Source organism: Paenibacillus sp. J31R120, assembly GCF_056269225.1.
Map to the genome: position 1 here is coordinate 194,642 of NZ_JBWDNN010000008.1, position 22,552 is coordinate 217,193.

20 protein-coding genes and 1 riboswitch are annotated in these 22,552 nt (G+C 51.3%); of the genes, 2 read left to right on the forward strand and 18 right to left on the reverse strand.

The features are described from left to right. Nucleotides 1-2 precede the first annotated feature (2 nt). From AC0YNW_RS23955 to AC0YNW_RS23985, 7 genes are all read right to left on the reverse strand, one after another. Nucleotides 3-1,022, reverse strand: coding sequence for a FecCD family ABC transporter permease (locus AC0YNW_RS23955; protein ID WP_475834072.1), 1,020 nt, complete (start codon nt 1,020-1,022; stop codon nt 3-5). Further along, nucleotides 1,022-2,029, reverse strand: coding sequence for a helical backbone metal receptor (locus tag AC0YNW_RS23960; protein WP_475834073.1), 1,008 nt, complete (start codon nt 2,027-2,029; stop codon nt 1,022-1,024). The genes AC0YNW_RS23955 and AC0YNW_RS23960 overlap by 1 nt, the downstream gene beginning before the upstream one ends. 185 nt (nt 2,030-2,214) lie before the next feature. After that, nucleotides 2,215-2,628 carry a YhfM domain-containing protein gene (locus AC0YNW_RS23965; RefSeq protein ID WP_475834074.1) on the reverse strand — a complete coding sequence of 138 codons (414 nt, stop codon included), beginning with the start codon at nt 2,626-2,628 and terminating at the stop codon, nt 2,215-2,217. A 180-nt stretch (nt 2,629-2,808) separates the two neighbouring features. Beyond that, nucleotides 2,809-3,549: a Bax inhibitor-1/YccA family protein gene (locus AC0YNW_RS23970; protein WP_387480119.1), complete on the reverse strand. Its 741-nt coding sequence runs from the start codon at nt 3,547-3,549 to the stop codon at nt 2,809-2,811. 144 nt (nt 3,550-3,693) lie between these two features. Then, nucleotides 3,694-5,223: an MDR family MFS transporter gene (locus tag AC0YNW_RS23975; protein WP_475834075.1), complete on the reverse strand. Its 1,530-nt coding sequence runs from the start codon at nt 5,221-5,223 to the stop codon at nt 3,694-3,696. Between the two features lie 174 nt (nt 5,224-5,397). Continuing rightward, complete coding sequence (locus AC0YNW_RS23980) at nt 5,398-6,699, reverse strand: nucleobase:cation symporter-2 family protein (protein WP_475834076.1); 1,302 nt, start codon at nt 6,697-6,699, stop codon at nt 5,398-5,400. Between the two features lie 4 nt (nt 6,700-6,703). Next, on the reverse strand, nt 6,704-7,312 hold the full coding sequence (locus tag AC0YNW_RS23985; RefSeq protein ID WP_387480122.1) for a xanthine phosphoribosyltransferase: 609 nt from the start codon (nt 7,310-7,312) through the stop codon (nt 6,704-6,706). 185 nt (nt 7,313-7,497) lie between these two features. Then, nucleotides 7,498-7,600, reverse strand: a riboswitch (purine riboswitch). 202 nt (nt 7,601-7,802) lie between these two features. Here AC0YNW_RS23985 and AC0YNW_RS23990 point away from each other — a divergent pair. Together AC0YNW_RS23990 and AC0YNW_RS23995 are read left to right on the forward strand one after the other, a co-directional pair. Then, nucleotides 7,803-8,426, forward strand: a complete 624-nt coding sequence (locus AC0YNW_RS23990; protein ID WP_475834077.1) for a chromate transporter — start codon at nt 7,803-7,805, stop codon at nt 8,424-8,426. Between the two features lie 32 nt (nt 8,427-8,458). After that, the gene (locus AC0YNW_RS23995; protein WP_475834078.1) at nt 8,459-8,992 is read left to right on the forward strand and encodes a chromate transporter; all 534 of its coding nucleotides are present in this window, start codon (nt 8,459-8,461) and stop codon (nt 8,990-8,992) included. 260 nt (nt 8,993-9,252) lie between these two features. Here the strand turns inward: AC0YNW_RS23995 and AC0YNW_RS24000 are convergent, their stop codons facing one another. The 11 genes from AC0YNW_RS24000 to AC0YNW_RS24050 form a co-directional block, all read right to left on the reverse strand. Next, complete coding sequence (locus tag AC0YNW_RS24000) at nt 9,253-10,122, reverse strand: carbohydrate ABC transporter permease (protein WP_387480125.1); 870 nt, start codon at nt 10,120-10,122, stop codon at nt 9,253-9,255. A 42-nt stretch (nt 10,123-10,164) separates the two neighbouring features. After that, nucleotides 10,165-11,037: a carbohydrate ABC transporter permease gene (locus AC0YNW_RS24005; protein WP_119801828.1), complete on the reverse strand. Its 873-nt coding sequence runs from the start codon at nt 11,035-11,037 to the stop codon at nt 10,165-10,167. A 68-nt stretch (nt 11,038-11,105) separates the two neighbouring features. After that, nucleotides 11,106-12,443: an extracellular solute-binding protein gene (locus AC0YNW_RS24010; RefSeq protein WP_387480126.1), complete on the reverse strand. Its 1,338-nt coding sequence runs from the start codon at nt 12,441-12,443 to the stop codon at nt 11,106-11,108. A 98-nt stretch (nt 12,444-12,541) separates the two neighbouring features. Then, nucleotides 12,542-14,080, reverse strand: coding sequence for a helix-turn-helix domain-containing protein (locus tag AC0YNW_RS24015; RefSeq protein ID WP_475834079.1), 1,539 nt, complete (start codon nt 14,078-14,080; stop codon nt 12,542-12,544). Next, entirely contained in the window at nt 14,077-15,933 is a 1,857-nt protein-coding gene (locus AC0YNW_RS24020; RefSeq protein WP_475834080.1) for a cache domain-containing sensor histidine kinase, read from the reverse strand. Before AC0YNW_RS24020 ends, AC0YNW_RS24015 begins: the two co-directional genes overlap by 4 nt. A 326-nt stretch (nt 15,934-16,259) precedes the next feature. Beyond that, complete coding sequence (locus AC0YNW_RS24025; protein ID WP_387480130.1) at nt 16,260-17,048, reverse strand: HNH endonuclease; 789 nt, start codon at nt 17,046-17,048, stop codon at nt 16,260-16,262. A 158-nt stretch (nt 17,049-17,206) separates the two neighbouring features. Further along, nucleotides 17,207-18,358, reverse strand: a complete 1,152-nt coding sequence (locus tag AC0YNW_RS24030; RefSeq protein WP_475834081.1) for an ABC transporter permease — start codon at nt 18,356-18,358, stop codon at nt 17,207-17,209. Between the two features lie 2 nt (nt 18,359-18,360). Further along, nucleotides 18,361-19,461, reverse strand: coding sequence for an ABC transporter permease (locus AC0YNW_RS24035; protein ID WP_475834082.1), 1,101 nt, complete (start codon nt 19,459-19,461; stop codon nt 18,361-18,363). A 29-nt stretch (nt 19,462-19,490) separates the two neighbouring features. After that, nucleotides 19,491-20,435 carry an ABC transporter ATP-binding protein gene (locus AC0YNW_RS24040; protein WP_475834083.1) on the reverse strand — a complete coding sequence of 315 codons (945 nt, stop codon included), beginning with the start codon at nt 20,433-20,435 and terminating at the stop codon, nt 19,491-19,493. A gap of 119 nt (nt 20,436-20,554) precedes the next feature. Next, nucleotides 20,555-21,685, reverse strand: a complete 1,131-nt coding sequence (locus AC0YNW_RS24045) for a sensor histidine kinase (protein ID WP_475834084.1) — start codon at nt 21,683-21,685, stop codon at nt 20,555-20,557. Next, nucleotides 21,686-22,342 carry a response regulator gene (locus tag AC0YNW_RS24050; RefSeq protein ID WP_475834085.1) on the reverse strand — a complete coding sequence of 219 codons (657 nt, stop codon included), beginning with the start codon at nt 22,340-22,342 and terminating at the stop codon, nt 21,686-21,688. Between the last annotated feature and the right edge of the window lie 210 nt (nt 22,343-22,552).

A 22,552-nucleotide genomic window follows, 5' to 3' on the forward strand; every position in this document is an offset into this window, starting at 1 on the left:
GCTTAAGCGCCTCCTCTACGCATGAGATACAGGAAATAGGGTCCTCCGGCAATCGCCATGATGATGCCTGCCGGAATTTGCAGCGGACTGAACAATGCACGCCCTGCCGTATCCGCCACAAGCAGCACAATCGCTCCCAGCATAAGTCCGAGCGGCAAGCTGAAGCGATAGTCCGAGCCGATCAGCAAGCGGGCAATATGCGGCACGACCAGTCCGACGAACCCTACAAGTCCGACCGTCGATACGGAGACCGCCGCCAGATAGACGGCCACGAGCGAGAGGACGAAGCGGACCTGGTTCATATTTTGTCCCAAGTGATGCGCCGTCTGTTCCCCCAGTCGCAGTACATTGGCTTTGCGCACACAGAATAACGCAGCGATCCAGCCGACAATGGAATACGGCAAGATAACCATAACATCACCCATACCTTTGCCGTTTAAGCTGCCGTTCAGCCACTGAAGAGCAGCAGGCAGGCGATCGCTGTACAGAATGGACAATAATCCAATGACCCCGCCAAACACCGCATTAATCGCTACACCGGATAAAATGATGCGAATGGGCGTAAATCCGCCTACACGCTTCCATGCCATTGCATAGACCATCACCGCGGCGAACCCTCCGCCGATAATGGCTGCAATCGGAATAAAGGACGAATATCCGGGTACGACCAGCATAATGAAGAGTGCAGCTACCGCAGCGCCGCTGGAGACGCCGGTAAGTCCGGGATCTGCCAGCGGATTAAGCATCACGGCCTGCAGCAATGCACCTGAAGCGGCCAGATTCGCCCCGATAATAAGCGCGAGCAGCACGCGAGGAATCCGAATATCCCATAAAATCGTATTCGATCTCGCGTCCCCTTGACCGATTAGCGTCATCAGGGATTCCAAAGGAGAGAACCGCACACTGCCAATTCCAATCGCTGCCAGGATCGCAATGGCAAGTACGATGCCGACGATGACAATGAGCCCTGTCTTGTTCCTCCCCTTCTTGACCATACTATAGGCTTGTGCATCCCTAGCCATTATTCATACATAATGCCGGCCATCTCATTGTAAGCAGCAACAGCCTTTGGCAGAGACGCGATGCCGAACAAGCCATAGTCCAGTGCTTTCAGCTTGCCGTTCTGGAACGCATTCAGCTTCTCCCAAGCACCGCTGCTCTTCACATCTTCCTCGAACTTTTTGGTTACCGCATTGGGATCGCCGTGCGCAACCAGCAGGATAATATCCGGGTTTGCTTCCACGACGCTCTCCATATCAAGCGGTGTATACGTTTCTGTCAGCTTCAGTACATCAGAAACGACATTGACTCCGCCCAGATTTTTCACCAAGCTGCCGACAAATGTATTCTCATTCATGAACATAAGCGATTCCACTGAGCCGAACAAGATGAGCACACTAGGCGCTTCCTTGCCTTCGACTGCTGCAATAGCCGCCTTCTCATCGGCGTTGAATTTCTCTATGTACGCCTTTGCAGCATCTTCCTTCTGGAACAATCGGCCAAGAGCGGACAGCGACAGCTTCAACTCATCCAAGGAATCCGCCGGCAGATAGCCGGTTGGAAGCTTCGCCGCTGCGAATTGCTTCTCCAAGTTCTCCTTGATCGATGCAGGTCCGAGGATCACATCGGGCTGCAGTCCCGCAATCGCCTCAACGTCTGGCTGATGCGACGAACCGATGCGCGGTACGCTATCGAATGCCGCAGGCAGCGTGCTGCTGGAAGTCGGCACGCCGACTGGCGCTACGCCAATGGCGTCGAACAGTTCCGTGATCGCTACAGAGAGTGTGACTGCCTTCGACGGGGATTGATTCTCGAATTGAGCAAGCAGCTCATTCAGCTTGCTCTCGTCAACCAGGCTTTCGGCTGGTTTCTCTATCTCTTCGCCCGCCCCGTTATTTGTAGGCTCGCTCGACGGCTCGACCGATGGCGATGACGAGGCTCCCCCGTTATTTCCTGTATGATTGCCGCATGCGACTGCGAACGCTAGTAATAGTGCAACAACCCCGACTTTCCAACTTCCATACTTCATGTTTGTATTGCCTCCTAGTTAATAGAGAATGATAACCATTATCATTATATAGATATTGATTATTATTATCAATAGGCGATTATTATGCTTGTCCCCTTTATTTTGTTGGCCTAAAATATATAAATGGCAGCCACCAAAGGCTGCCATTGCTTCTTAAACGAGTCATTCATCTCCAGGTTTACGTTCTAGCTATTTGATTGCGCAGGATAATGGACTTGGATTGCATCATAGACGGTCTTGGCATACTTGGGGGTTAGTGTACGGATCGTATGAGTATCTTTCACGTTCATAACGGTTCCCCCATTCTTTTCAATCCAGAGAAAATAGCTCTGCTCACCGAGGTCCACTTTGTAGTGGGGGTCGGCCATATTCACAATGCCCGGTTGTTGCACAGAATCGGTCATAGCCTTGTGCCACATCGCGATTTCCTCCGTATCCGCCACAACTCGCTGAGAACCTTCTTTAACTGCGGAAAAGCCGCTCATTTCATAAAGAGATACTGTTCTCTCTTCCTTGATGTTCGAAGAATTGGCAGCACAGCCCGACGCGAACAAGCCTAAAATTAATACAACCATACTTGCAAACCAAACTTTTTTCATTTCAGCCTCCTTGCTTCCCATCTGACAATCTCTATCCTTTGTCATAACCGCTCTTCTTCCCTTATAAACCTCGTAGAAGGTAAAAAAGAAAAAGAGATGACAGGATGTCATCTCTTTGTAGTTGGATTATTTATGTATGCGTGCTCTACCACTGACCGTTTGCCTTGCGTTGCCTGACGCTTAGTCGCGGCTAGCCAGCTTGGACAGAAGGCGCAGCATCTCAATGTAGAGCCATACCAATGTAACCATAAGACCGAATGCGCCGTACCACTCCATATACTTCGGTGCGCCTTGCTCCGCGCCCGTCTCGATAAAGTCAAAGTCCAGCACCAGATTCAGCGCAGCCACCACGACGATAACAAGCGAGATGCCGATGCCGATCAGGCTGTTGTCATGCAGGTACGGAACGGACAGACCGAAGAATCCGAGTACGAAGCTCAGCAAGTACATAAGTGCGATACCTGCAGTAGCTGCGAATACGCCCAGTCTGAAGTTCTTCGTCGCTTGAATCAATCTGAACCGGTAGGCAACCAACATAGCGATGAATACGCACATCGTGAGCAGAGCAGCCTGCTGGGTAATGCCGTTATATACCGATTGGTAGTTAGCGGAGAGCGCACCCAGGAACAAGCCTTCGCAAGCCGCATAGATAGGAACCAGAATCGGTGCCGTTGTTGGTTTGAACGATACAATGAGGGCAAGAACAAGGCCCGCAATCGCGCCGCCGATCATTAACCCGAACACATTCTGTCCATTATTGTACATCGACCATGTTACGAATGCCGCGCCTAATAGGATCGCTAGCATGATAAACGATTTGTTCACTGTTCCTTCGATTGTCATTCGCTGTCCGGAGGATACCTGTCCGGAATTCGGAAACGTATTGTCCCTTAATGTTGGATTACCGCTGCGTCCGATCACGCATGAATCACCTCTTCTAGTAGATTGACCATATTTTATCATAGTTCGTACAGCTATACACCAATATAATGCAAACCTTCGATTAATTATGAAATGAATCTATAAAAAAAACGAAGAGCGCCAGGCTCTTCGTTTCAATTTATGCTAATGAGCTGCCGCATAAGCCTCAGACTCCGCCGCCGGATCATGCTTTTCCCTGCCCATAAAGCATGCCGCTCCTACAGCCAGCAAAGCCGGGATCAGCCCCCACATGAACACTTCTGTAATGGATGATGACACGCCCGACAACAACCGCTCCAGAATGCCTTCCGGAATAGCGCTGCGCAGCGCCGGCTCCATGAGCACATACGGGTCCTTCGGATCAATGCCCTGAGGCATCGCTTCAGTCCCGCCTTGAAACACCGCCGTCAATCGATTCGTCATCACCTGGCTTTGCAGGATGCCGAATACCGTAATCCCCATCATCATTCCGAATGAACGGAGGAAGTTAAGCGTAGCTGTAGCTGCTCCCCGGTGAGCAGGGGCGATGCCATGAATGGCAGCATTCGTTAAGACCGAGAAGGAGGCGCCAATGCCAAGACCTACGATAATCATATACAACGTTACGACAAGTCTGGAAGAATCCATGGTGATCGTCGTTAATAAGCCCAGTCCTACTACCAACAGCGCTAGCGTAGACACCAGAATCACCCGATACGACAGCTTCGCCATGACAAAACCGCCCAAAGTCGCCGTCACGACCGTGCCTACCATCATCGGCAGCAGCATCAGACCGGAATTGGTTGCCGTCCCGCCCAAGACACCTTGAATGAAAATCGGCAGATATACCGATGCCGCAATAAATGCCGCACCGCTGAGCACTGCAATGATTGTACTGGCTGCGAACAAACGAATCTTGAACATACTGAAGGAGATAATCGGCTCCTCTGCCCGCCGCTCAGCGATGATGAAGAGGATGAAGAGTACAGCGAAACCAACCAGCAATCCGATAATAGGCAGCGAGGTCCAAGCCAGCAGCTTGCCTCCAAGCTCCAGCGCAAACATCAGGCAGACAATCGCTCCTACGAGCGTAACCGCTCCGAACCAGTCGATTCGGCCTGCATTGCGTACAGTCGATTCTTGATACCCTTTGGCAACCAGAAAGAATGACAACACGCCAATCGGCAAATTCATATAGAAGATCCATTGCCAGCTTACGTAGTCCGTAATGAATGCGCCCAGAAGCGGCCCGAATATGCTCGACATGCCGAATACTGCACCGAACAGTCCCATGAGCTTGCCGCGATTCTCCGGCGCTACAGCGTCAAGGAGAATGGTGAACGTGATCGGCACAAGCGCACCGGCGCCAATCCCTTGAATCGCGCGATAAATGCTAAGCTCGACAATAGAACCTGCCGTACCGCATAACATAGAGCCAATCATAAAAACGATCATGCCGAACACAAAAAACCGTTTGCGCCCATACATATCTGACAGCTTGCCAAAGATGGGCATGCCCGCCATCTCCGCAACCATATAAGCAGCCGTCACCCAGACAAAATGATTCAGCCCTCCCAGCTCTCCGACAATCGTCCCCATTGCAGTGGCGACAATCGTATTGTCCATCGACGCCATCAGGATCGAAAGCAGAAGCCCCGCTATCACCAGACTTGAACTTTTCTTTGAACCACTCATGCTCATCTTCCTCTCAACTTAACGTTTCTTGATTGATCTCAGTGTAGAACACCAAGACTGACAACTGTGTGTCAGTGTTTGCGGAGGAAAAAAGCATGTCATAAAAAAAGTCCTCCCTCCGCGCATACGGAGGAAAGACTCAACGTCTTATGATGGCTCTAAGAGCTGGATATCTTATGCTTCGCTGGCCTGCATATCCGCTGGCTGCTCCGCTTCCTTCGTCCGGGAAGAAAGCAGCAGGTTCAGCAGAATCGCTGTAACGGAGCCTGTAACGATTCCGTTCTCCAGCATCATTTTCGCAAACTGCGGAAGCTCGCTGAAGATTTGAGGCACAGTCGCCGAACCCATGCCTACCGCAATGCTGCAAGCTACAATCAGCAGATTGCGCTCATCACGCAGGTTAATTCCTGCAAGGATGTTCATCCCCGATACCGCAACTGAGCCGAACATGACGATCATCGCGCCGCCGAGCACCGCGTTTGGAATGATGGTCGTAATAGCCGCCAGCTTCGGCAGCAAGCCCAGAATGACCATAATGCCGCCAGCTGCGAAGATCACATCGCGCGTCTTCACCTTAGTCAGCGTAATCAAGCCGACGTTTTGCGAGAATGCTGTGTAAGGAAAGGCATTGAAGATACCGCCAAGCGTAATCGCCACACCCTCTGAGCGAAGGCCGTTCACGATTTGCTGCTTCTCCACCTTCTGGTCTGTGGCTTTACCAACAGCCAGATACACGCCCGTAGATTCAACCATGCTGACAATATTAACGAGAATCATTGTAATAATGGCTGTGATGCTGATTTGCGGAACGCCAAAATAGAAGGGCTGAACGACACTGAACCAAGAAGCATCTGCAACGTTGGCGAAATCGACAATACCCATGAAATAAGCAATCACCGTGCCTACTACAAGACCGACCAGGACGGAGATTGCACGCAGGAAGCCCTTTGCGAAACGGTTCACGACCAGAATGACGACCAGCGTAATCAACGCCAGCAGCAAGTTTCTAGGCATTGCATAGTCGGGCATGCCTTGTCCGCCCGCCACATTGTTCATCGCTACCGGGATCAGAGACAGACCGATAATCGTAACAACGGTGCCCGTCACTACCGTCGGGAAGAAACGCAGGATTTTGCCATATAGAGGCGCTGCCAGAATCATAAAGATACCTGAAATAATAATGGCGCCATAGACAGTCGCCAGATTCGACGCCAAGCCAATCGCGATGATCGGACCAACCGCCGTGAACGTACAGCCTAATACAACCGGAAGACGGCTGCCAAAATATTTGCCGCCCCATACCTGAAGAATGGTCGCAATCCCGCAAGTGAACAAGTCAGCGGCAATGAGATACGCCATTTGAGTGGGTGTTAATCCGAGTGCCTGGCCTACAATAATGGGAACGACAACAGCCCCCGCATACATGGCAAGGACATGCTGAAAGCCAAGTGTGACAACTCTTTGTTTGCTTAACATGCTGCTATGCTCTCTCCTCTTCAAGCTGTCTGGTCCTGGTTTCCTCTATGAAATGAACCTCGCCCGGCTTCATCGACGCAATACGCGCCAGAGAATGAATTCGCACACCTTTCGCTTCCAGCAAGCCGCGGCCCTCCTGGAAGCTCTTCTCGATAATGCAGCCTACGCCCACAAGCTCCGCTCCCGATTCTCTTACAATATCAACAAGACCGACCAGCGCCGCTCCCGTCGCCAGGAAATCATCCACGATCAGCACTCGATCGCCAGCGTTCAAGTAACGCTGATCCACGCTCACCTGATACGTTTCCCCGCGCGTGAAGGAGTGGACCGGCGCGGCGTACACCTTGTCCGACTGCGTAACCGCCTTTTTTTTCTTTGCATAGACGAATGGCACGCCCAACGCAATGCCCGCTGCCATCGCGAATTGAATACCGCTCGCCTCAATCGTCAGCACCTTCGTAATCTGCTCTTCTCCGAAGACGCGCGCAAATTCGCGCCCCGTCGCAAGCGCCAGCTCCGTATCTACTTGGTGGTTCAAGAACGAATCGACCTTTAATACTGTGTCCGACAGGATCGCTCCTTCTCGGCGTATACGTTCTTCAAGCTCTTTCATCTTCTCTGTCCTCTCCCTTGGCTGCATGATCCACTTCAGTTAATCGTTTCTTGCCTCTATTGTTCCGGAAAAAAGAAAAAAGACAGCCTCCACTTGAGCTGGTCTACTCTCAAGTGAAGCCTGTCCTTCGGGATCGCAATCCGGTTCGCACACGCATGGCGAGTCCGCGAAGACGATCCTATCGTCTTGCTCCCGCACTCACTCATAGTCGGACAAATTATCGGTCATCCGGTAGAAACTCATGGGCCATATCCCCAAAATTATATGAGCTTATTCAATTATACTTTAGTATCGTACACACTTTGCGTTACCGTTTCAAGAGGAAATTTTTATTTTCCAATTAATGAGAATGATTTTGAAATAATACTATCACACTAGGAATAAAGGGTATAAGAAAGCATGATACAATCCATAAAATACTGTTCCTTTCCTAACAAAATGATGTGCGTTATGATGAACTCATAAGCAATACAAAGGGGAATCAGATCTTATGCAACCAGACACTCAGCCCTCGATGTTAAACCTGTTCTGGACATTTCTTAAACTATCGCCCGTCTCCTTCGGAGGCGGCTATGCTATCTTTCCCGCCCTGGAGCGCGAGATCGTCGATAAGCGCCACTGGATGAGCACCGAGACGCTAACCGATACCTTATCGCTTGCCTCAGCCGCTCCTGGCGGGGTTGGCGTGAATGCCGCTATTCTGCTCGGCTATCGAATGAACCATTGGCGGGGAGCTCTTGCAGCAGGCGCAGGCTCGATCCTGCCGTCTTTCTTGATCGTACTGGCCTTATACGCGATCTATGCCAAGATCGGTCCTTCCGCTAAGGCAGAAGCCGCCTTGTCGGGCATCACATGGGGTGTGATGACGCTAATCCTGTTCTCGGCCTTCCGAATTGGCAAATCCGCCATCAAAGATCGCACGACGCTCATCTTGCTGCTGCTGGCTCTAATAAGCCTGCTGCTGGGACTGGCTCCCGTCTATATTATTGTCGCGGGCATCGCTATCGGGATCTTCTATGCTGTATTCCGGGGCAGCCGGCAGAATAGCGACGCCATGAACAACAAAACCAAACACAGCGTACAAGAAGATCCCGCTTATATGTATTTCATTTAATCCAGTCATCTAAGAAAGGAGCGGAGCCTCCCATGTGGTCCATGTTTTTATTTTTCCTGAAGCTGGGCTTCTTATCCTTCGGAGGCGGCTATGCGCTTATCCCCATGATCGAGCATGAAGCCGCCAGACGGCAGTGGATGTCCAGTGACGCCTTCCTGGATTTGATCGGAGTAGCCGGCATGGCTCCAGGACCCGCGGCCGTTAATATAAGCACACTCATCGGCTACCAGACACACGGGATTAGCGGAGCTATCATAGCCTTATTCGGATTGATTCTTCCCTCCGCTATCCTGACACTCGTCTTGCTGACCGCGCTATACCGTCTGCATAAGCAGGCTTGGCTAAATCGTATTCTATACGGCCTGCAGCCTATCGTCACGGCTTTGATTCTGTTTGCCGTATATAGACTCGGCGTAGGCTCTCTGGACGGCTCAGCATGGGATAAACAGCTGCTTGTCGGTATCTTTATTGTAGGCGCAGGCTGGATGATGCTGGTCCGCTATCGCATGCATCCGGTCTTCATCCTGCTGTTCTCCGCGATTTGCGGGGCTGCGTTCTTGGCTTAAGATAAACATCATGACGAAACCGCAAACTGCGCAAGTAAATATGATTCCGATCGCTGTTGTATACAGATTCCTTAAACAATGAATTAAGGTTGGAATCCGTATACAAAGGCGAGCGCTGCCGCTTCTCCACCATATTTACTTGCTCCGTTTGTCCAGTCATGTTGTAGTTCAAAATAGAACCGCTCCTTGTGGTGGCGAGATCGCCATTTCACAAGGAGCGGTTATTTTTTGTCCAAACGGGAAAAGACCCAGCAAAGGAATTAACCTTTGACCGAGCCTGCAACCATGCCTTTCATGATCTGCTCTTGGAAAATCAGGTAGATCACGATTGTCGGAATTACCGCGATGAACATGGCGCCCATCGTCAGCGCATAGTCAGTGCCGAAGCCGTCGGAGAATAGCGACAAGCTAAGCGGCAGCGTCTTGAGCGCTTGCGTATTAATGAAGACGAGTGCGAACGAGAAGTCGTTCCAGAATCGCAGGAATGCCAATATCGATACGGTCGAGATAACCGGCAAACATAGGGGGAAGATAATGCGTCCGAACACGCCCCACCAGCCGTTGCCGTCGATCATAGCGGCTTCCTCGATATCTCTTGGAATGGAAGACAGATACGCAATGCCAAGGAAGATGGCGATCGGAAGCTCGAACGCTGTGTACGGCATGATTAGTGCCCAGTACGTATCCAGGATACCGACTTTATTCATGAAAATAAAGAGCGGTACAAGCGTACTGTGGATCGGAATCAGCATGCCAAGCAGGAACATGCCCTTAAGCAAGCCATTGAATTTGAATTTGAATCGGGACAACGCATACGCAGCAAGCGTACCGATGACAACCGTCATCACTAATGCGACAATCGTAACGATCGCGGAGTTGAGCATCGCTCTGCCCATATTGCCGAGATCCCATGCCCGAACAACATTATCAATTTGCCATTGCAGCGGCCAAGCATAAGGACGATTGAAGAACTCTTGATTCGTCTTGAACGCGCTTATGATGAGCCAGTACAGCGGGTATAGTGTAATGCCCGAGTATATAAGCAGCAGCACTTTCAGGACCAAGCCAACCGGCTTCTTCCACGCCGCCGGCTTTTCGCCCGCAGCCTGCATTTTTGTCGATGCTTGCATAAGATTCACTCCTTTATCGGTCTAGTTAGACGTCAGACCGCCTTAGCTCCGTCTTTTAGTAATGATGTAGTTCAATCCAATAAGCAATGCGCTGATTAGAATGATCATGGTGGATACGGCGGAGCCATAGCCGTAACGATACACGGTAAAGGTGTTGTTGTACATGTAGGTTGCCAGAAGCTCCGTTGACTGCGCGGGCCCCCCGCCTGTCATGACAATAACATGGTCAAATGCTTTCAAGCTGCCCGAGATACAAAGGACGATCGCAACAACGACCATATCCCAGATCATTGGTAGCGTCACATAGAACAATTTCTTAGATCCAACTGCACCGTCGATTTTCGCGGCGTCATTCACCTCGGAGGAGATGTTCTGAAGCGCTGCGATAAAGATAATCAGGTAAGGACCAATGTTAGCCCAGTTAATCGGAATAGATACCGCGAACATATTGATTTTTGGATCGGACAACCATGCCCGTGTCCAGGAATCTAGCCCAAGCGTCTCCAGCAATTGATTCAGAATACCAATTTGCGGGTGATAGATGTAACCCCAGATCAGACCGACAACGACAGTAGACAGAACCATTGGCATGAATACCGCCGAGCGGATAATACGGTTAAAGAAAGAGTTTTTCAATAGAAGCAAAGCGAGGAGCAGCGCAATCGGCACCTGGCCGATAATGGCGGAAGCAACCAGGATCAGGTTGTTCTTCAGAGCTCTCCAGAAAATAGGGTCTTGCAGCATCATTTCATAGTTCTTGAATCCGATAAACTTGGCGGAGCCAAGTCCTTTCCAATCAAAAAATCCGTAATACATGGACCAGATGATCGGGATAATCGCGAAAACGATGAAGATCAGTACTGCAGGAAGCAGCGCCAGAGCGACGAAGCTTCGGGTGCGCAATGATGACAGCATGGCGACAACCTCCTTCAATCTTTATCGCGTAGCGCACCTTACCGGTACGCTACGCGAATGGTTAATTATTATTGTGTCGAGCGAGCTTGTGCATCCTGCAGTTTTTTCGCTACGTCTTCTGGCTTGCCGCCCATCATGATTTCTTGCAAACCGTTGTTGATCGATTCTGCCGCTTCTGCGGAGAGGTAAGCGTCATATACAGGTGTGATTGTAGCTTCTTTGACTACGTTGAATGCTTTCAGGTAAAGAGGGCTTACATCGGATTGCTCAAGGTCCATGTTGTACATAATCATGGAGTTGCTCTCAGCGATCTTTTTCTGTCCGTCTGGACCGCTGATTGCGTAGATCAATTCGAGAGCTGCGTCTTTAGCTGCGCCAGTCGTGTTCTTGCTCAGTGCGAATCCGGCACCTGGACCACCAGAGATTGTTCCAGCTTGACCTGCTCCGCCTTCAATTGCAGGAATAGTCGTTACTTCGATAGGTGCTACTTGCTCTTCCGTTGCGGAAGCTGCAAGGTTCGTAAGTGTCCATGCGCCGCTGATCATCATCGCTGCTTTGCCTTGGATGAAATATTGCTCAGCTTGCGTGTTGTCGATGCTGTTCGCACCGTCTTGGAATGCTTTGTTGTCTACCAGTTCTTTGAATTTGCCAAGTGCGTCAACAAATACTTGATCTTGGAAGGAAGCTTCGCCTTTAACGGCTTTCAGGAACCAGTCCGTACCCGTTACACGGTCAGCCAGCGATCCGATAATTGTGGATTGCGCTACCCAAGGAGCTTTGTTGCCAAGTGCGATTGGCGTAATTTTGTTGTCGTTGAACGTTTTAACAGCTGCCATCAGCTCCGTCCAAGTTGTAGGCACTTTTACGTTATGTTGTTCGAACAGATCTTTGTTGTAGTACAGGAACGATGTAGCGGAAAGTGCGATTGGAGCAGAGTAGATTTGGTTAGGCTCGAACGTGAAGCGATCGAATGCGCCTTCCATGAAGTTGCCTTTCCACTCTGGGTATTTCTCTTCAAGAGGTGTAATCGGTTGCAGCAAACCTGCGTCGAAGAACTCTTGCGACTGGCTGCCTGCATATACGAAGAATACGTCTGGCATTTCATTGCCCGCTGCAACTGTGCTCAGACGCTGGCGGTAACCGTCAACTGGAATCGCTTGCGCGTCAAGTTCAACGTTAGGGTTGTTTTTCTTGTACTCGTCAATCAGTCCGCGAACAGCTTGAGCACGAAGATCGTCGCCCGCGAAGTTATGCCAAATCGTCAGCTTTACTTTTTCTTTGCTGCCACCGTCAGCAGGCTTGTTGCTGCCGCCAGTATTGGTGTTGTTGTTCGAGCCGCCGCATGCGGCTACAAGCAGGGAAATAAGCGTGATAAGCGTTACAACCAATGTAAGTCTCTTCTTCATTAGAGTAAGTCCCCCCTCGGTAATGTAATCTCAGTATAGTCAAGACACCGAGGAAGTCGTAGGGGGGAGAATTCAGATCGTAGGGGGTGAAATTTCACCTATTGTCCCCGATTGCGGAAATGGGAGGGCGTCTCGCCTGTATACCGCTTGAACATCCGGTTGAAATGCTTCATATCCTCATACCCTACACGCTTGGCGATCTCGCTCACCTTCGCCGGCGTTTCCCTTAGAAGTCTGATCGCCCACTCAATACGGGCCTCGGTGACGAACTCAATATAGTTTTTCCCTGTTTCACGTTTAAATAACTCACTGAAATAATTGGGATTCATGTGAACATATGCCGCAACTTGCGACAGGGTTAGGCTTTGGTCCAGATGCTCGCGAATGTAAGTGATCGTCTTCGCTATAGCAGAATTGCGGTCGCCGGACAATTCATCATATTGACTCATAATGGAAGAGAGGATACCGCTCATCACTTCGGCAGGCCGCTTAGCCAGTTCATTCAGATCCAGACTTTCAAGCTGATGCAGCTCTTGAACAGAATGGCTGACGGAAGCCGCCGCCCGCTCCAGCCAGCGGAAGCCTGCTACCAGGAAGGAGTGAAGGAAAGATTTCATGGAGCCGGGTGTCGCTTCGGGGTCTTGCTTGACATATGCTAGCGTGCCTTGAATCCAAGCGTCGAGCTTATTCCGATCCTTGGAACGAAGCACAGACGTCAGACTCGCCTCCTCCTCCTGGGAGCAGACGGTGCGCATGCCTTTGCGACTCTTTATATCATCGTAGCGGATTAGCTTGGAATCGCCGGCAAGAAACCGGAATGCGGTAGCCTGCTCCGCAGAACGCAGAGCTCCCCGCAGTTCCCTGACGTTAGCCGCAATTGAGCCTGAAGTTGCGAACAAACGGCAGTCTAGAATACGCTCAGCGTGCTCGACAGAGGCCTTGACCTTCCTCATGGCCCCCGACTGATTCGAACGAAAGATGAACAGCCAGCCTCCGTTCCAATCCAGAATGGCGCAATCCAGTGATTGGCGCAGCTTGTCGCCCAAATCGCCAAGCGCCTGCTCTGCCTCTGCGCTCACCGTCAAGCTGACCTCTGAGGTGACTAGCCAGAGTTCAAGTGATTCCCATTCCGAAGCCATACGCAGCTCCGGATAATAGAGCAGGATGTTCTCGACCTCCTGATCGGTTACAGGGGAGTCGCCGACGAGCATTCGCTCCAGCAGCTTGGAGCGGAACGCCGTCTGATGAGCTTCCGCAGCCCGCTTCTCTATAATGCGCTTCTGGGCACGCATCGCCGCCGCCATAATATCTCCAGGCCTGCTTGTCTTCAAAAGATAATCGCTAATTCCTTCCCGCATCGCTTGCTGGGCATAAGCGAATTCCTCATACCCGGAGAGGATGACAATCTCCGTATCCGGAAAGTCCTGCTTCACCTCCCGGGCAAGATCCAGCCCCGTCTTACCTGTCATTCGAATGTCCGTCATAATAATATCAGGCTTCTCCAGCGGAATGCGCATTAGCGCTTCCTCGGCGGAAGCGGCAGGTTGCAACAAGGTGAAGCCGTTCTCCTCCCACTTGATCACAGTGCTAAGGCCTTCCCTTATGATGATCTCATCGTCTATGATCAACAGCTTCACGCTTGCCCCTCCTCCCCTTGGTCACGACGGTCGTGATCTGATTGTTCTCGTCCCTTGTCATGCTCCTTCTCCCGTTCCTGTTCAAGCTGCGTAGAGGTCGTCGGGATCGTGAAGGTAATCTTCGTACCCCGGCCCTGCTCACTCTCAATCTTCAACCCGGCATCCGGTCCATAATGAAGCATAAGTCTGCTATGCACGTTCCGCAGGCCATAGCTTCCGCCTGTACCGATTTTCTCTTCGGATTCCAAGCGGCTTGCAATGCGATCGCGCAGCTCTTCGACCCGTTCGGCCGACATGCCGATGCCGTCATCTTCTACGATAAAGGTCATAATTTCGTCTTCAGCCATTGCACGAACGGATATATGCCCAAGACCATCTCGCTTCAAGATGCCATGGATCATCGCATTTTCGATAAGCGGCTGCAGAAGCAGCTTCAGCATGCGCTTCTCAAGCAGCTCCGATGGAATATCCGCTTCGTATTGGAACTTGTCCGGGTATCGGATCGATTGAATATTGACATAATTATCGATATGCGAAATCTCCTGATTCACTGTGCAGTATTCTTGCCCGCTATTCAAGCTAAAGCGCAAGAAGTCGCTTAAAGAGCCGACCATATCGGCAATCCGTCCCTCTCCCTTCATTAAGGCCATCCAATGAACGGAGGACAGTGTATTGTACAGGAAGTGGGGATTAATCTGTGCTTGCAGCGCCAGCATGTCTGCTTCCTTCTTCAGCGATTCGTTCTTCTTGACCTCGTCCGTCAAGTTCTCGATTCTGGAGCTCATTCGGTTATAGCTAATAATGAGCTGACCCACTTCATCGATCGTCGTGACCGGAAGTGTAGGCAACGGCTCGTCCGGGCTCGACTTCTTCAGGAACTTTGCCAGCGTCGAAAGCGGCTTCGTCACCTTCTGAATGAGGAACAACACGAATGCAATGACGAACAGCATTGCGATACTGACCGCAACCGCCGTTAGCGTCAGGAAATATTGGTTCTGCGACTTATAGGCCTGAGCCGGAATAACGCCGACGATCCGCCAATTCACGTTTTCCATGTCATAATAGAGAACGGTCTTTTTGTCGACTCCCGTGCCGTATTCCATCCAACTGCTGGTCGACTTGAAGCTCTTAATGCCCGGATAATACGTCTCCAGCAGCTCGTTCTTCTTGAATCCATCGGGTCCGGCCATAATCCGGTTGCTGCTGTCGAGCAGCAGGACGACGCCTCCGCCCTCCAGTCCCGCTTGTTTCAAATGATCGGATATCACGCTTTGCAGCAAGCTTATTTTAAGCATACCCATGGTAGAATATTTGGTCGTGCTGCGAATCGGACGCGACATCGTAATGACATCTCTCGTCCCTTCCGAAGACGTCGTCTGGAGATGCACCGGCGACCACCACTTGGAGTATTCATTATAATAATTCGGGAATTCCTCCGTTACATCGGTCCAGCCGGACTCCGTTACAGATTTCGAGGCGATGGCAGCTCTGTCAGATTGGGGCTCCACAATCGCATTCGCGATATAAGACTTCGATACCGCCATCGTCATCAGAAGCGCCGCTACCTTTCTCTGCAGCTGTCCATCCGTCTCCGGCAAACGCAAATAACTCTGAACGTCCTCATGTCCCAAAATATACAGCGATAAAAACTCTGCATCTCGGACCATATTATCCAAATAAGCCCCGAGCAGCGTCAGCGTATTCATGCCTGAGTTGATCGCCTTCTCCTCAGTCAGCTTCTCCGCAATGGAATAAGAGAACAGTCCCAGCGAGAGCACCGGCACCAGCACCGATATAATGATTAATAATGAAAGCTTATGCTTTAGCGATCTTCCGAGCCAATTGTCCATCATGATCCCCCGCCGCTTCTCTAAGTATGTCTATGTTATATAGCATGACGTCATATTAATGTAGTATTTTATCATAGCTTCAGACACCGCGTAACCTTCGCCGCCCGGCGCCTGCACTGTATCCATCGGCATGAAAGCGTTATCACGATAAGGTTGCATGTTAAGTTATCGCTTTTAGCCTAGTAAAGCATACCCCTATTGTCTCCTTCTACTGTACGTTTTTCAATAGCTAACGATATCCATCGCCATCCGATTTATTGCAAAAAAGACCTCCTGGACAAGGAGATCTTCGGCAAATGTATCGTTCAGTGTCAACTAGATAGCCGCCACTAATCCAGCGTACGTATAAATTCATCTACGTCCCGGTTCGCCTTTAGCTGGTTGCATTCATAGCAGGCGCATACACAATTAGCGGGAGTTGTATGCCCGCCCTTCGCCCGAGGCAGCTCATGATCAATCGTATCGCCGTATCTCCCGCAGAATCGGCACGTATAGTTGTCACGGGTCAAGATGAGCTTGCGAAATTCTTTGTTGCTGTACAGCCTGCGAATCGTATGACGATTCACCACGACTGCTGCTCCTTCCCGCACTAGGATTTGCGCAAGCTCGGGCTCGATCTCCTGATACCAGCGCCGTCCGTTGTCGGTTTTTCCCCGCATCCTAATAAACCCTTGTGCTGTCGGTCGAAGGAACGAAACGTCGGTAGGGCTTTGCTTCTCCCGCTTAGGCGGCGCAGGCTCCGGCTGAGCAGCCGCAACCGCTTGGCGCTTCTGAGCCGCGCCCGCCCGTCGCCTCTTCCGGGGACGCTTCTTGCGCGCAGGCGGCATAGCGACTCCATCCGAATGGCTCGCGGCAGGAGGAGCAGCAACCGGATGATCGACCTCCCGATGATCTCCAGAAATGGCGTAGCTATCCGTTCCCGCCCGGCTTACCGCTGCTGTCTCAGGAAGTGCAGCTGCTCTGCCGCTCCGGCAAGCCCGGCAGGTCCCCCGGCGTCCGTGTCTGCCGGGCCTTCGCCCCGTTCTGCGAAGAAATTCGCCAAGCGGCTTCATGCTGCCGCAGATGCTACAGCGCTTTTCATTCAATTGTGCTTGGGAATCCGTATCTAGTGTCGTCATGCCCTCAGTATATCATGACGAGCCTTTATGTCGAAACGACATTCTTCTAATATGAAAGGAGACCGTAGGTGAAAATACGCTTTATCGCAAGCCAATGGCTCCTGTTAAGTTAAGGACTCGGCCACGCGGATCGGAGCTGTTGCTTCCATGATTGCTTCCTATACATATGTTCGGGCATGCTTGTTGTGGCCAAACTTATAGATCGCTAGCAGAGAGAACATCGCCGCGAACGCAAGCAGTGTCAGCAGGTTCATGGACAAGTCGTCTAACGCAGCACCTTGCTGCAGCTTGCTTATCGTATCCAGCAGCCAGCGCTGCGGCAAGAAATCTGCGATCACGCGCATCGCTTGCGGCATCGCATCAATCGGGAACATGCAGCCGGCTAGCAGGCATGAAGTAATGATCAATGAATTCTGCATCGCGCTTGCCGACATGGAATTATTTGCGAAAGCGACGATAACCAGTGACAAAGCAACGGCAACCCAAGCGAACATTAGCAAGACGACAACCAGCTGCCAAATTGGAAGGCCAGGCTCAATGCCAAAGCCGACAATCATCACAACCAGCATAATCGCTATTTGCACCAGCAGCACAAGCATATTCACGGCCACATTGGACGTTACGTAAGCTTTGGCCGAGACGGGAGAAGCCAACACCCTGAAGTACGTACGATCCTCCTTCTCCTTGATCATGAATGCCGACAAATTGACGGCCGAGAACATCATGAAAATGATCAAGTATCCGATCGCGCGGTTTGCCATATCACGCTGGGCCGATGTGTCTGTCACTTCTTCCGACAGCAGCCCAAATTCCGCCGCCTTGTACTTGACGTAGACCGTATCAAAGCTATCTCCGCCGCTTTGAGCCATCATGCCGATTGTCGTCAGATTCCCCATGTAAGAATCCAGATAGGACCGGATATAAGATGCCGCCGCGGAACCTTCAAGAGCGACCAGCTCTATAGGGGATTCCGCCTTGCCAGCCTTAACCCCTGCGGAGAAGCCGCTTGGCAGAATAACTGCCGCATCCAGTTCTCCCGCAAGCACGAGCTCGCGCGCCTCTTCTTCCTGAACGTCACTCCATTCCACATGACTGATGCCATCCAGAAAATGAACGACATCCGACGCAACCACTTGTTCGCCATCCTGGTTCACTACGCCAATCCGTACCGACACTTCACCTGGCCCGCTATAGATAAGAAAGGCAAGCCCGATGCCGACGACCGGCGTGAGCAAATACAGCAGCAAGCTCTTGTAACTCCGCAGCATAGTCAGGGCCGTTCTTCGAATCAACCATATCGTATCTCTCATTGCTACAGCCCTTCCCTTCTTCTCATCATGACAGCCGCTATAAGGAGCATCGCCGCGGCAACGCCAAGATTAAGCGCAGACGCGGTTAAAGCCGTTCCAGTCTCGCCGCCGTATATAATGTCCATCAATGCTTCATTGGACCAAGTAAGCGGGGAATAGGGAGCCAGCTTGCTGACAAAATCCCCGTTATCTTCAATGCGGTAATACGAACCGCCGAAGAAGCATGCCAACTGGATGATCGTCATAATGACAATGCCGGAAGCCTTGCCTTTAACGATATAGCTGATTCCAAGCCCCAAGCTTAGCGCAAAGGCGATCTCCGAGAGCAGCACGAGCCAGACCATAGGGAGATTGTCGCCCCAATTCGCGTCGTACATATATTTGCTGATCAGCAGAATTAGCGCGACAAATGCTGCATGGAGCACCATCGTGCCCAAAATCTTGCCCACAAAGATCTCGCCCTTGGAAATCGGAGAGGCTAACAAACGAATAGCCGTATTGCGCGTTCTCTCGCTGTCAATAAGATTCCCTGCCGTTGCAGCGCTATATAAGATAATCATTGTTGTAACGGCAATCGCAAAATAGTCCATCGCTCCCGGCATGTGTGAGCCTTGAAGCAAAGTCTCCTTCACATAGCTCCCTTGCACCATGCTCTCCGGTTCCGGCGCAGCCCCGGCAAGGCTCAGCTTATAGCGATCGGCAAATGCCGACAGGATACCGCTTACCATGCTATTCTCCACGCTGCTTCGGCTATTGCCATAATAGTGAACGCCGGATTGATTCAATGCTGCATATCCGGAGTAGCTGCCGTCTCGCACCCCCTCCATCGCTTCCGAATCGTTCCCCTCGAACTTCTCGAAAACCATATGCTCTGTACCGTATTGGCTCAACCAGAGCTCCCAATTCGCACCGATCGCGCCATCCTCGCTATGATCCGAATAGATGACTCGAATATCGCCGATCGCAACGCTGGCGTTAAAAGCGCTGGACAACAGCGACCCCATAATCAGCATTAGCAGAACAGGCGTAGCCAGCATGAATACAAGCATCCTCACATCACGAAACGTCATTAACTCCTTGACTGCTATCCGCCATATGTTCATGAATTCGTCCCTCCTCTCCCGTTTCGCCGTTATGAATCCCGCAGGCTTCTGCCCGTCAGCGTCAGGAATACCGTCTCCAGGCTCGGCTGGCTTTCCTCTACCGAGCGTATCTCGATGTTCGCAGCGAGCAGCCCCTGAATAATGCGGTTCAGACTGTTTACTTCTGCATCGGTACTGATGCTTACGCTATTCTGCTCGTCATTGACGATGACAGCCCGTACACCGGCAATCTCACGCAGCTTACCCGTATCGAGTCCCTCGATAGAACGAACGTCGATGCGGATATCCTTCTGGTCAGTAATGATAGATTTCAGCTGTGCCTTCGTTCCCTCCGCGATCACTTTGCCGTGATCGAGAATGGCGATTCGGGTACACAGCTCTTCGACTTCCTCCATGTAGTGGCTGGTGTAGATAATGGTGCTGCCCATCTCGTTCAGCTTCCGCACCGAATTCAGAATATAATTGCGGGACTGGGGATCGATACCAACCGTCGGCTCATCCATAATGATCAGCTTCGGACGGTGGGCAATCGCACAGGCAATATTCAGCCTTCGCTTCATGCCGCCGGAGAAATCTCTCGGGTAGCTGCGATGCTTGTCGCTCAAGCCTGTGAACGCCAGCGCCTCCTCCGCTCTGCGCTTCAACTCCGCGCCTCTTAGTCCGTATAGTCCGGCAAAAAAATGAACATTCTCATATGCCGTCATATCCTCATAAATCGCCAGCTCCTGCGGCACGATGCCGATATTAGACTTCGCGAACTTGCCGTTTTTGGCGATGTTTTTGCCCAGTAGCTCGATCTCGCCTTTCGTAATTGGAATGAGTGAAGCAATCATGTTAATCGTTGTGCTTTTCCCCGCTCCATTCGCGCCCAGCAGACCGAAGATTTCACCCTCTTGAACTGCGAGCGTCAATTGATCGACTGCAGCGAATTCCCCGTATTTTTTGGTCAGCTTTTTCAGTTGCAATACGTTCATCGCTTATCCTCCCGCTTCGTTTTCAACTTACGTTCATCATATAAAAAAGGGACGAACCTGAGTAGTGCACAAGTTCATCCTTTATCCATGAGAATCTTCATGGTCCACATATGAACCATTCATGCGCTTGCTAAGGGAATAAGCGTCGTGACGGCAAAGCCCTTGGATCCGTCGACAATAATCTTGCCGCTTACGGCTGCCGTCCGCTCCTCCATACCCACGATGCCAAGCCCTTTGATTACCTTGGACGCGCCTGCGCCATTATCGCTTACGCTTGCTTTGATCATCGTATGGAGCACTTGGATATGAATCGATACAACTGTAGCCTCGGCATACTTGACCGTATTCGTCAGCGCTTCGGTTACATTCTGTTGAAGGATGCGCCAGTGGAGCGGCTCAATCCGATCGAGATCCCCCTCATGGGTCAGCTGTGTCTCCATCTCATGCGTCGCGGCGAATTCATCCGCCAGCACTCGCATCCGATTCATGCCGAGCTGCTCATTAAGCGGCTTCATGCTCTTGAGCACCTGGCGAATCTGCTCAATGCCGTCCTTGGAAATATGTATGGCATTCTGAAGCAGCTCAGCCGACCTTACGGCATCTGTCGCATACAGCCGCTTCGCGGCTTCCATCTGGATCAGCGCTCCGGTCATAGAGTGGCCGATCCGGTCATGAATTTCCTGCGAGAGCCGGTTGCGCTCCTCCAGCTTGAACATATATTCCGACTGTCTCCGGTGCTCCATGCTCTCCTGAAGCTGCTTCTTCAGTCGGTATTGCTCCTCACGCATCGCTTCCAGCATGCTGCGGTAAGCCCTGCTCTTGTCGGTGTATGCTGACAGAACTGTGAGAAAGAGATAGCTTAAAGCTGCTGCCAGCCCATAGCTGGTATACAGCTCCTTGGGAAGCAGAAGAATCGGAGCCAGCATCAATAGCAGAACAGGCGCAGGATGCCGCAGCAGAGGTACGGCAAGACGATGCAGGTTCACGGGTAACAACAGCGCCAGGAGCGGATTCAGCTCATAGGAGATGGCGATGATGAACAGGATGGATACCGCGGCGCCTACCCCCTGCATCGTGACGGAGCGCATAATATGAGTGAATAGATCCAGGCTGATATAGAGCAGAACAGCAGCCGTATACCACCCGGTTAGCCCGCTCTCGGACAGGTAGATGGAACCCGTCACGTAGAGCAGCAACACCAGCTTGAACATGAGCGTCCAATTCTCCGGCCGTATCTCGCGCTCCCTCACTTATTTGCCCTCGCCCGTCAAATAATAAATCGCAATCTGTGTCCGATGCTCCAGTCCCGTCTTGCTTAAGATGGAGGTGATGTGGTTGGCTGCGGTACCTTCCGATATGTACAGCTGCTTGGAAATCTCCTTATTGGACAAGCCCTTCGCAATAAGCGCCAAAATATCCAGCTCTCTTGCCGTGAACAGGGTTTTGTCGATTTTCTCTCCAGCCGCTGGCGCCTGCTCTTGCTCTCTTGCCGTCATCAAGCCGGATGCCAGCTTGTTCAGCACGACGTCCTGCAGCACATGATGTCCGTGGTACACGGTACGAATCGCATCCCGAATTCGCTCTGGATCATTGTTTTTCAACAGATAACCCTTCGCGCCATTGCGAATGGCATTCTGAATAAACTGGTCATCGTCGAAGGTCGTTAGTATTAGCGCTTTGGTTCGTGTTCGCTCAGTAATCAGCTTGGTCGCCTCCACTCCGCTCATGACCGGCATCTGCACATCAAGCAGCGCAACATCCACCTCATGGGACTCGCAATAGTCGACAGCCTCCCGGCCATTCTGTACCGTTGCAGTAACCTCGAACTCTTCGAATGTTGATAATATGATTTTCATGCCTTCTCTTACAAAGGAATTATCATCCGCGATTAATACTTTAATCTTCATAACGCTTCACTCTCCCGTTCGAAGCTCCTAAGTCTGCTCACAGCTTATCGCACCCTCTTGCGGTTTGTAAATAACCGGAATAATTCATTCTTCTTAGGAAAGCAGGCACGAGAGAGTCAGACCGGACAAAGCACCCTCGGTACCCCGCTAGTCCATGGATTTTCACTCCTATCTGCTTGATGATATTCAAATGTCTAATCCCGCTGACCC

What these genes read in the sequence shown, in the direction of transcription:
- AC0YNW_RS23955 (WP_475834072.1), bottom strand. Translation starts at nt 1,022, where the DNA reads ATGGCTAGGGATGCACAAGCCTATAGTATGGTCAAGAAGGGGAGGAAC.
- AC0YNW_RS23960 (WP_475834073.1), bottom strand. Translation starts at nt 2,029, where the DNA reads ATGAAGTATGGAAGTTGGAAAGTCGGGGTTGTTGCACTATTACTAGCG.
- AC0YNW_RS23965 (WP_475834074.1), bottom strand. Translation starts at nt 2,628, where the DNA reads ATGAAAAAAGTTTGGTTTGCAAGTATGGTTGTATTAATTTTAGGCTTG.
- AC0YNW_RS23975 (WP_475834075.1), bottom strand. Translation starts at nt 5,223, where the DNA reads ATGAGTGGTTCAAAGAAAAGTTCAAGTCTGGTGATAGCGGGGCTTCTG.
- AC0YNW_RS23980 (WP_475834076.1), bottom strand. Translation starts at nt 6,699, where the DNA reads ATGTTAAGCAAACAAAGAGTTGTCACACTTGGCTTTCAGCATGTCCTT.
- AC0YNW_RS23985 (WP_387480122.1), bottom strand. Translation starts at nt 7,312, where the DNA reads ATGAAAGAGCTTGAAGAACGTATACGCCGAGAAGGAGCGATCCTGTCG.
- AC0YNW_RS23990 (WP_475834077.1), top strand. Translation starts at nt 7,803, where the DNA reads ATGCAACCAGACACTCAGCCCTCGATGTTAAACCTGTTCTGGACATTT.
- AC0YNW_RS23995 (WP_475834078.1), top strand. Translation starts at nt 8,459, where the DNA reads ATGTGGTCCATGTTTTTATTTTTCCTGAAGCTGGGCTTCTTATCCTTC.
- AC0YNW_RS24000 (WP_387480125.1), bottom strand. Translation starts at nt 10,122, where the DNA reads ATGCAAGCATCGACAAAAATGCAGGCTGCGGGCGAAAAGCCGGCGGCG.
- AC0YNW_RS24005 (WP_119801828.1), bottom strand. Translation starts at nt 11,037, where the DNA reads ATGCTGTCATCATTGCGCACCCGAAGCTTCGTCGCTCTGGCGCTGCTT.
- AC0YNW_RS24010 (WP_387480126.1), bottom strand. Translation starts at nt 12,443, where the DNA reads ATGAAGAAGAGACTTACATTGGTTGTAACGCTTATCACGCTTATTTCC.
- AC0YNW_RS24020 (WP_475834080.1), bottom strand. Translation starts at nt 15,933, where the DNA reads ATGATGGACAATTGGCTCGGAAGATCGCTAAAGCATAAGCTTTCATTA.
- AC0YNW_RS24025 (WP_387480130.1), bottom strand. Translation starts at nt 17,048, where the DNA reads ATGACGACACTAGATACGGATTCCCAAGCACAATTGAATGAAAAGCGC.
- AC0YNW_RS24030 (WP_475834081.1), bottom strand. Translation starts at nt 18,358, where the DNA reads ATGAGAGATACGATATGGTTGATTCGAAGAACGGCCCTGACTATGCTG.
- AC0YNW_RS24035 (WP_475834082.1), bottom strand. Translation starts at nt 19,461, where the DNA reads ATGAACATATGGCGGATAGCAGTCAAGGAGTTAATGACGTTTCGTGAT.
- AC0YNW_RS24040 (WP_475834083.1), bottom strand. Translation starts at nt 20,435, where the DNA reads ATGAACGTATTGCAACTGAAAAAGCTGACCAAAAAATACGGGGAATTC.
- AC0YNW_RS24050 (WP_475834085.1), bottom strand. Translation starts at nt 22,342, where the DNA reads ATGAAGATTAAAGTATTAATCGCGGATGATAATTCCTTTGTAAGAGAA.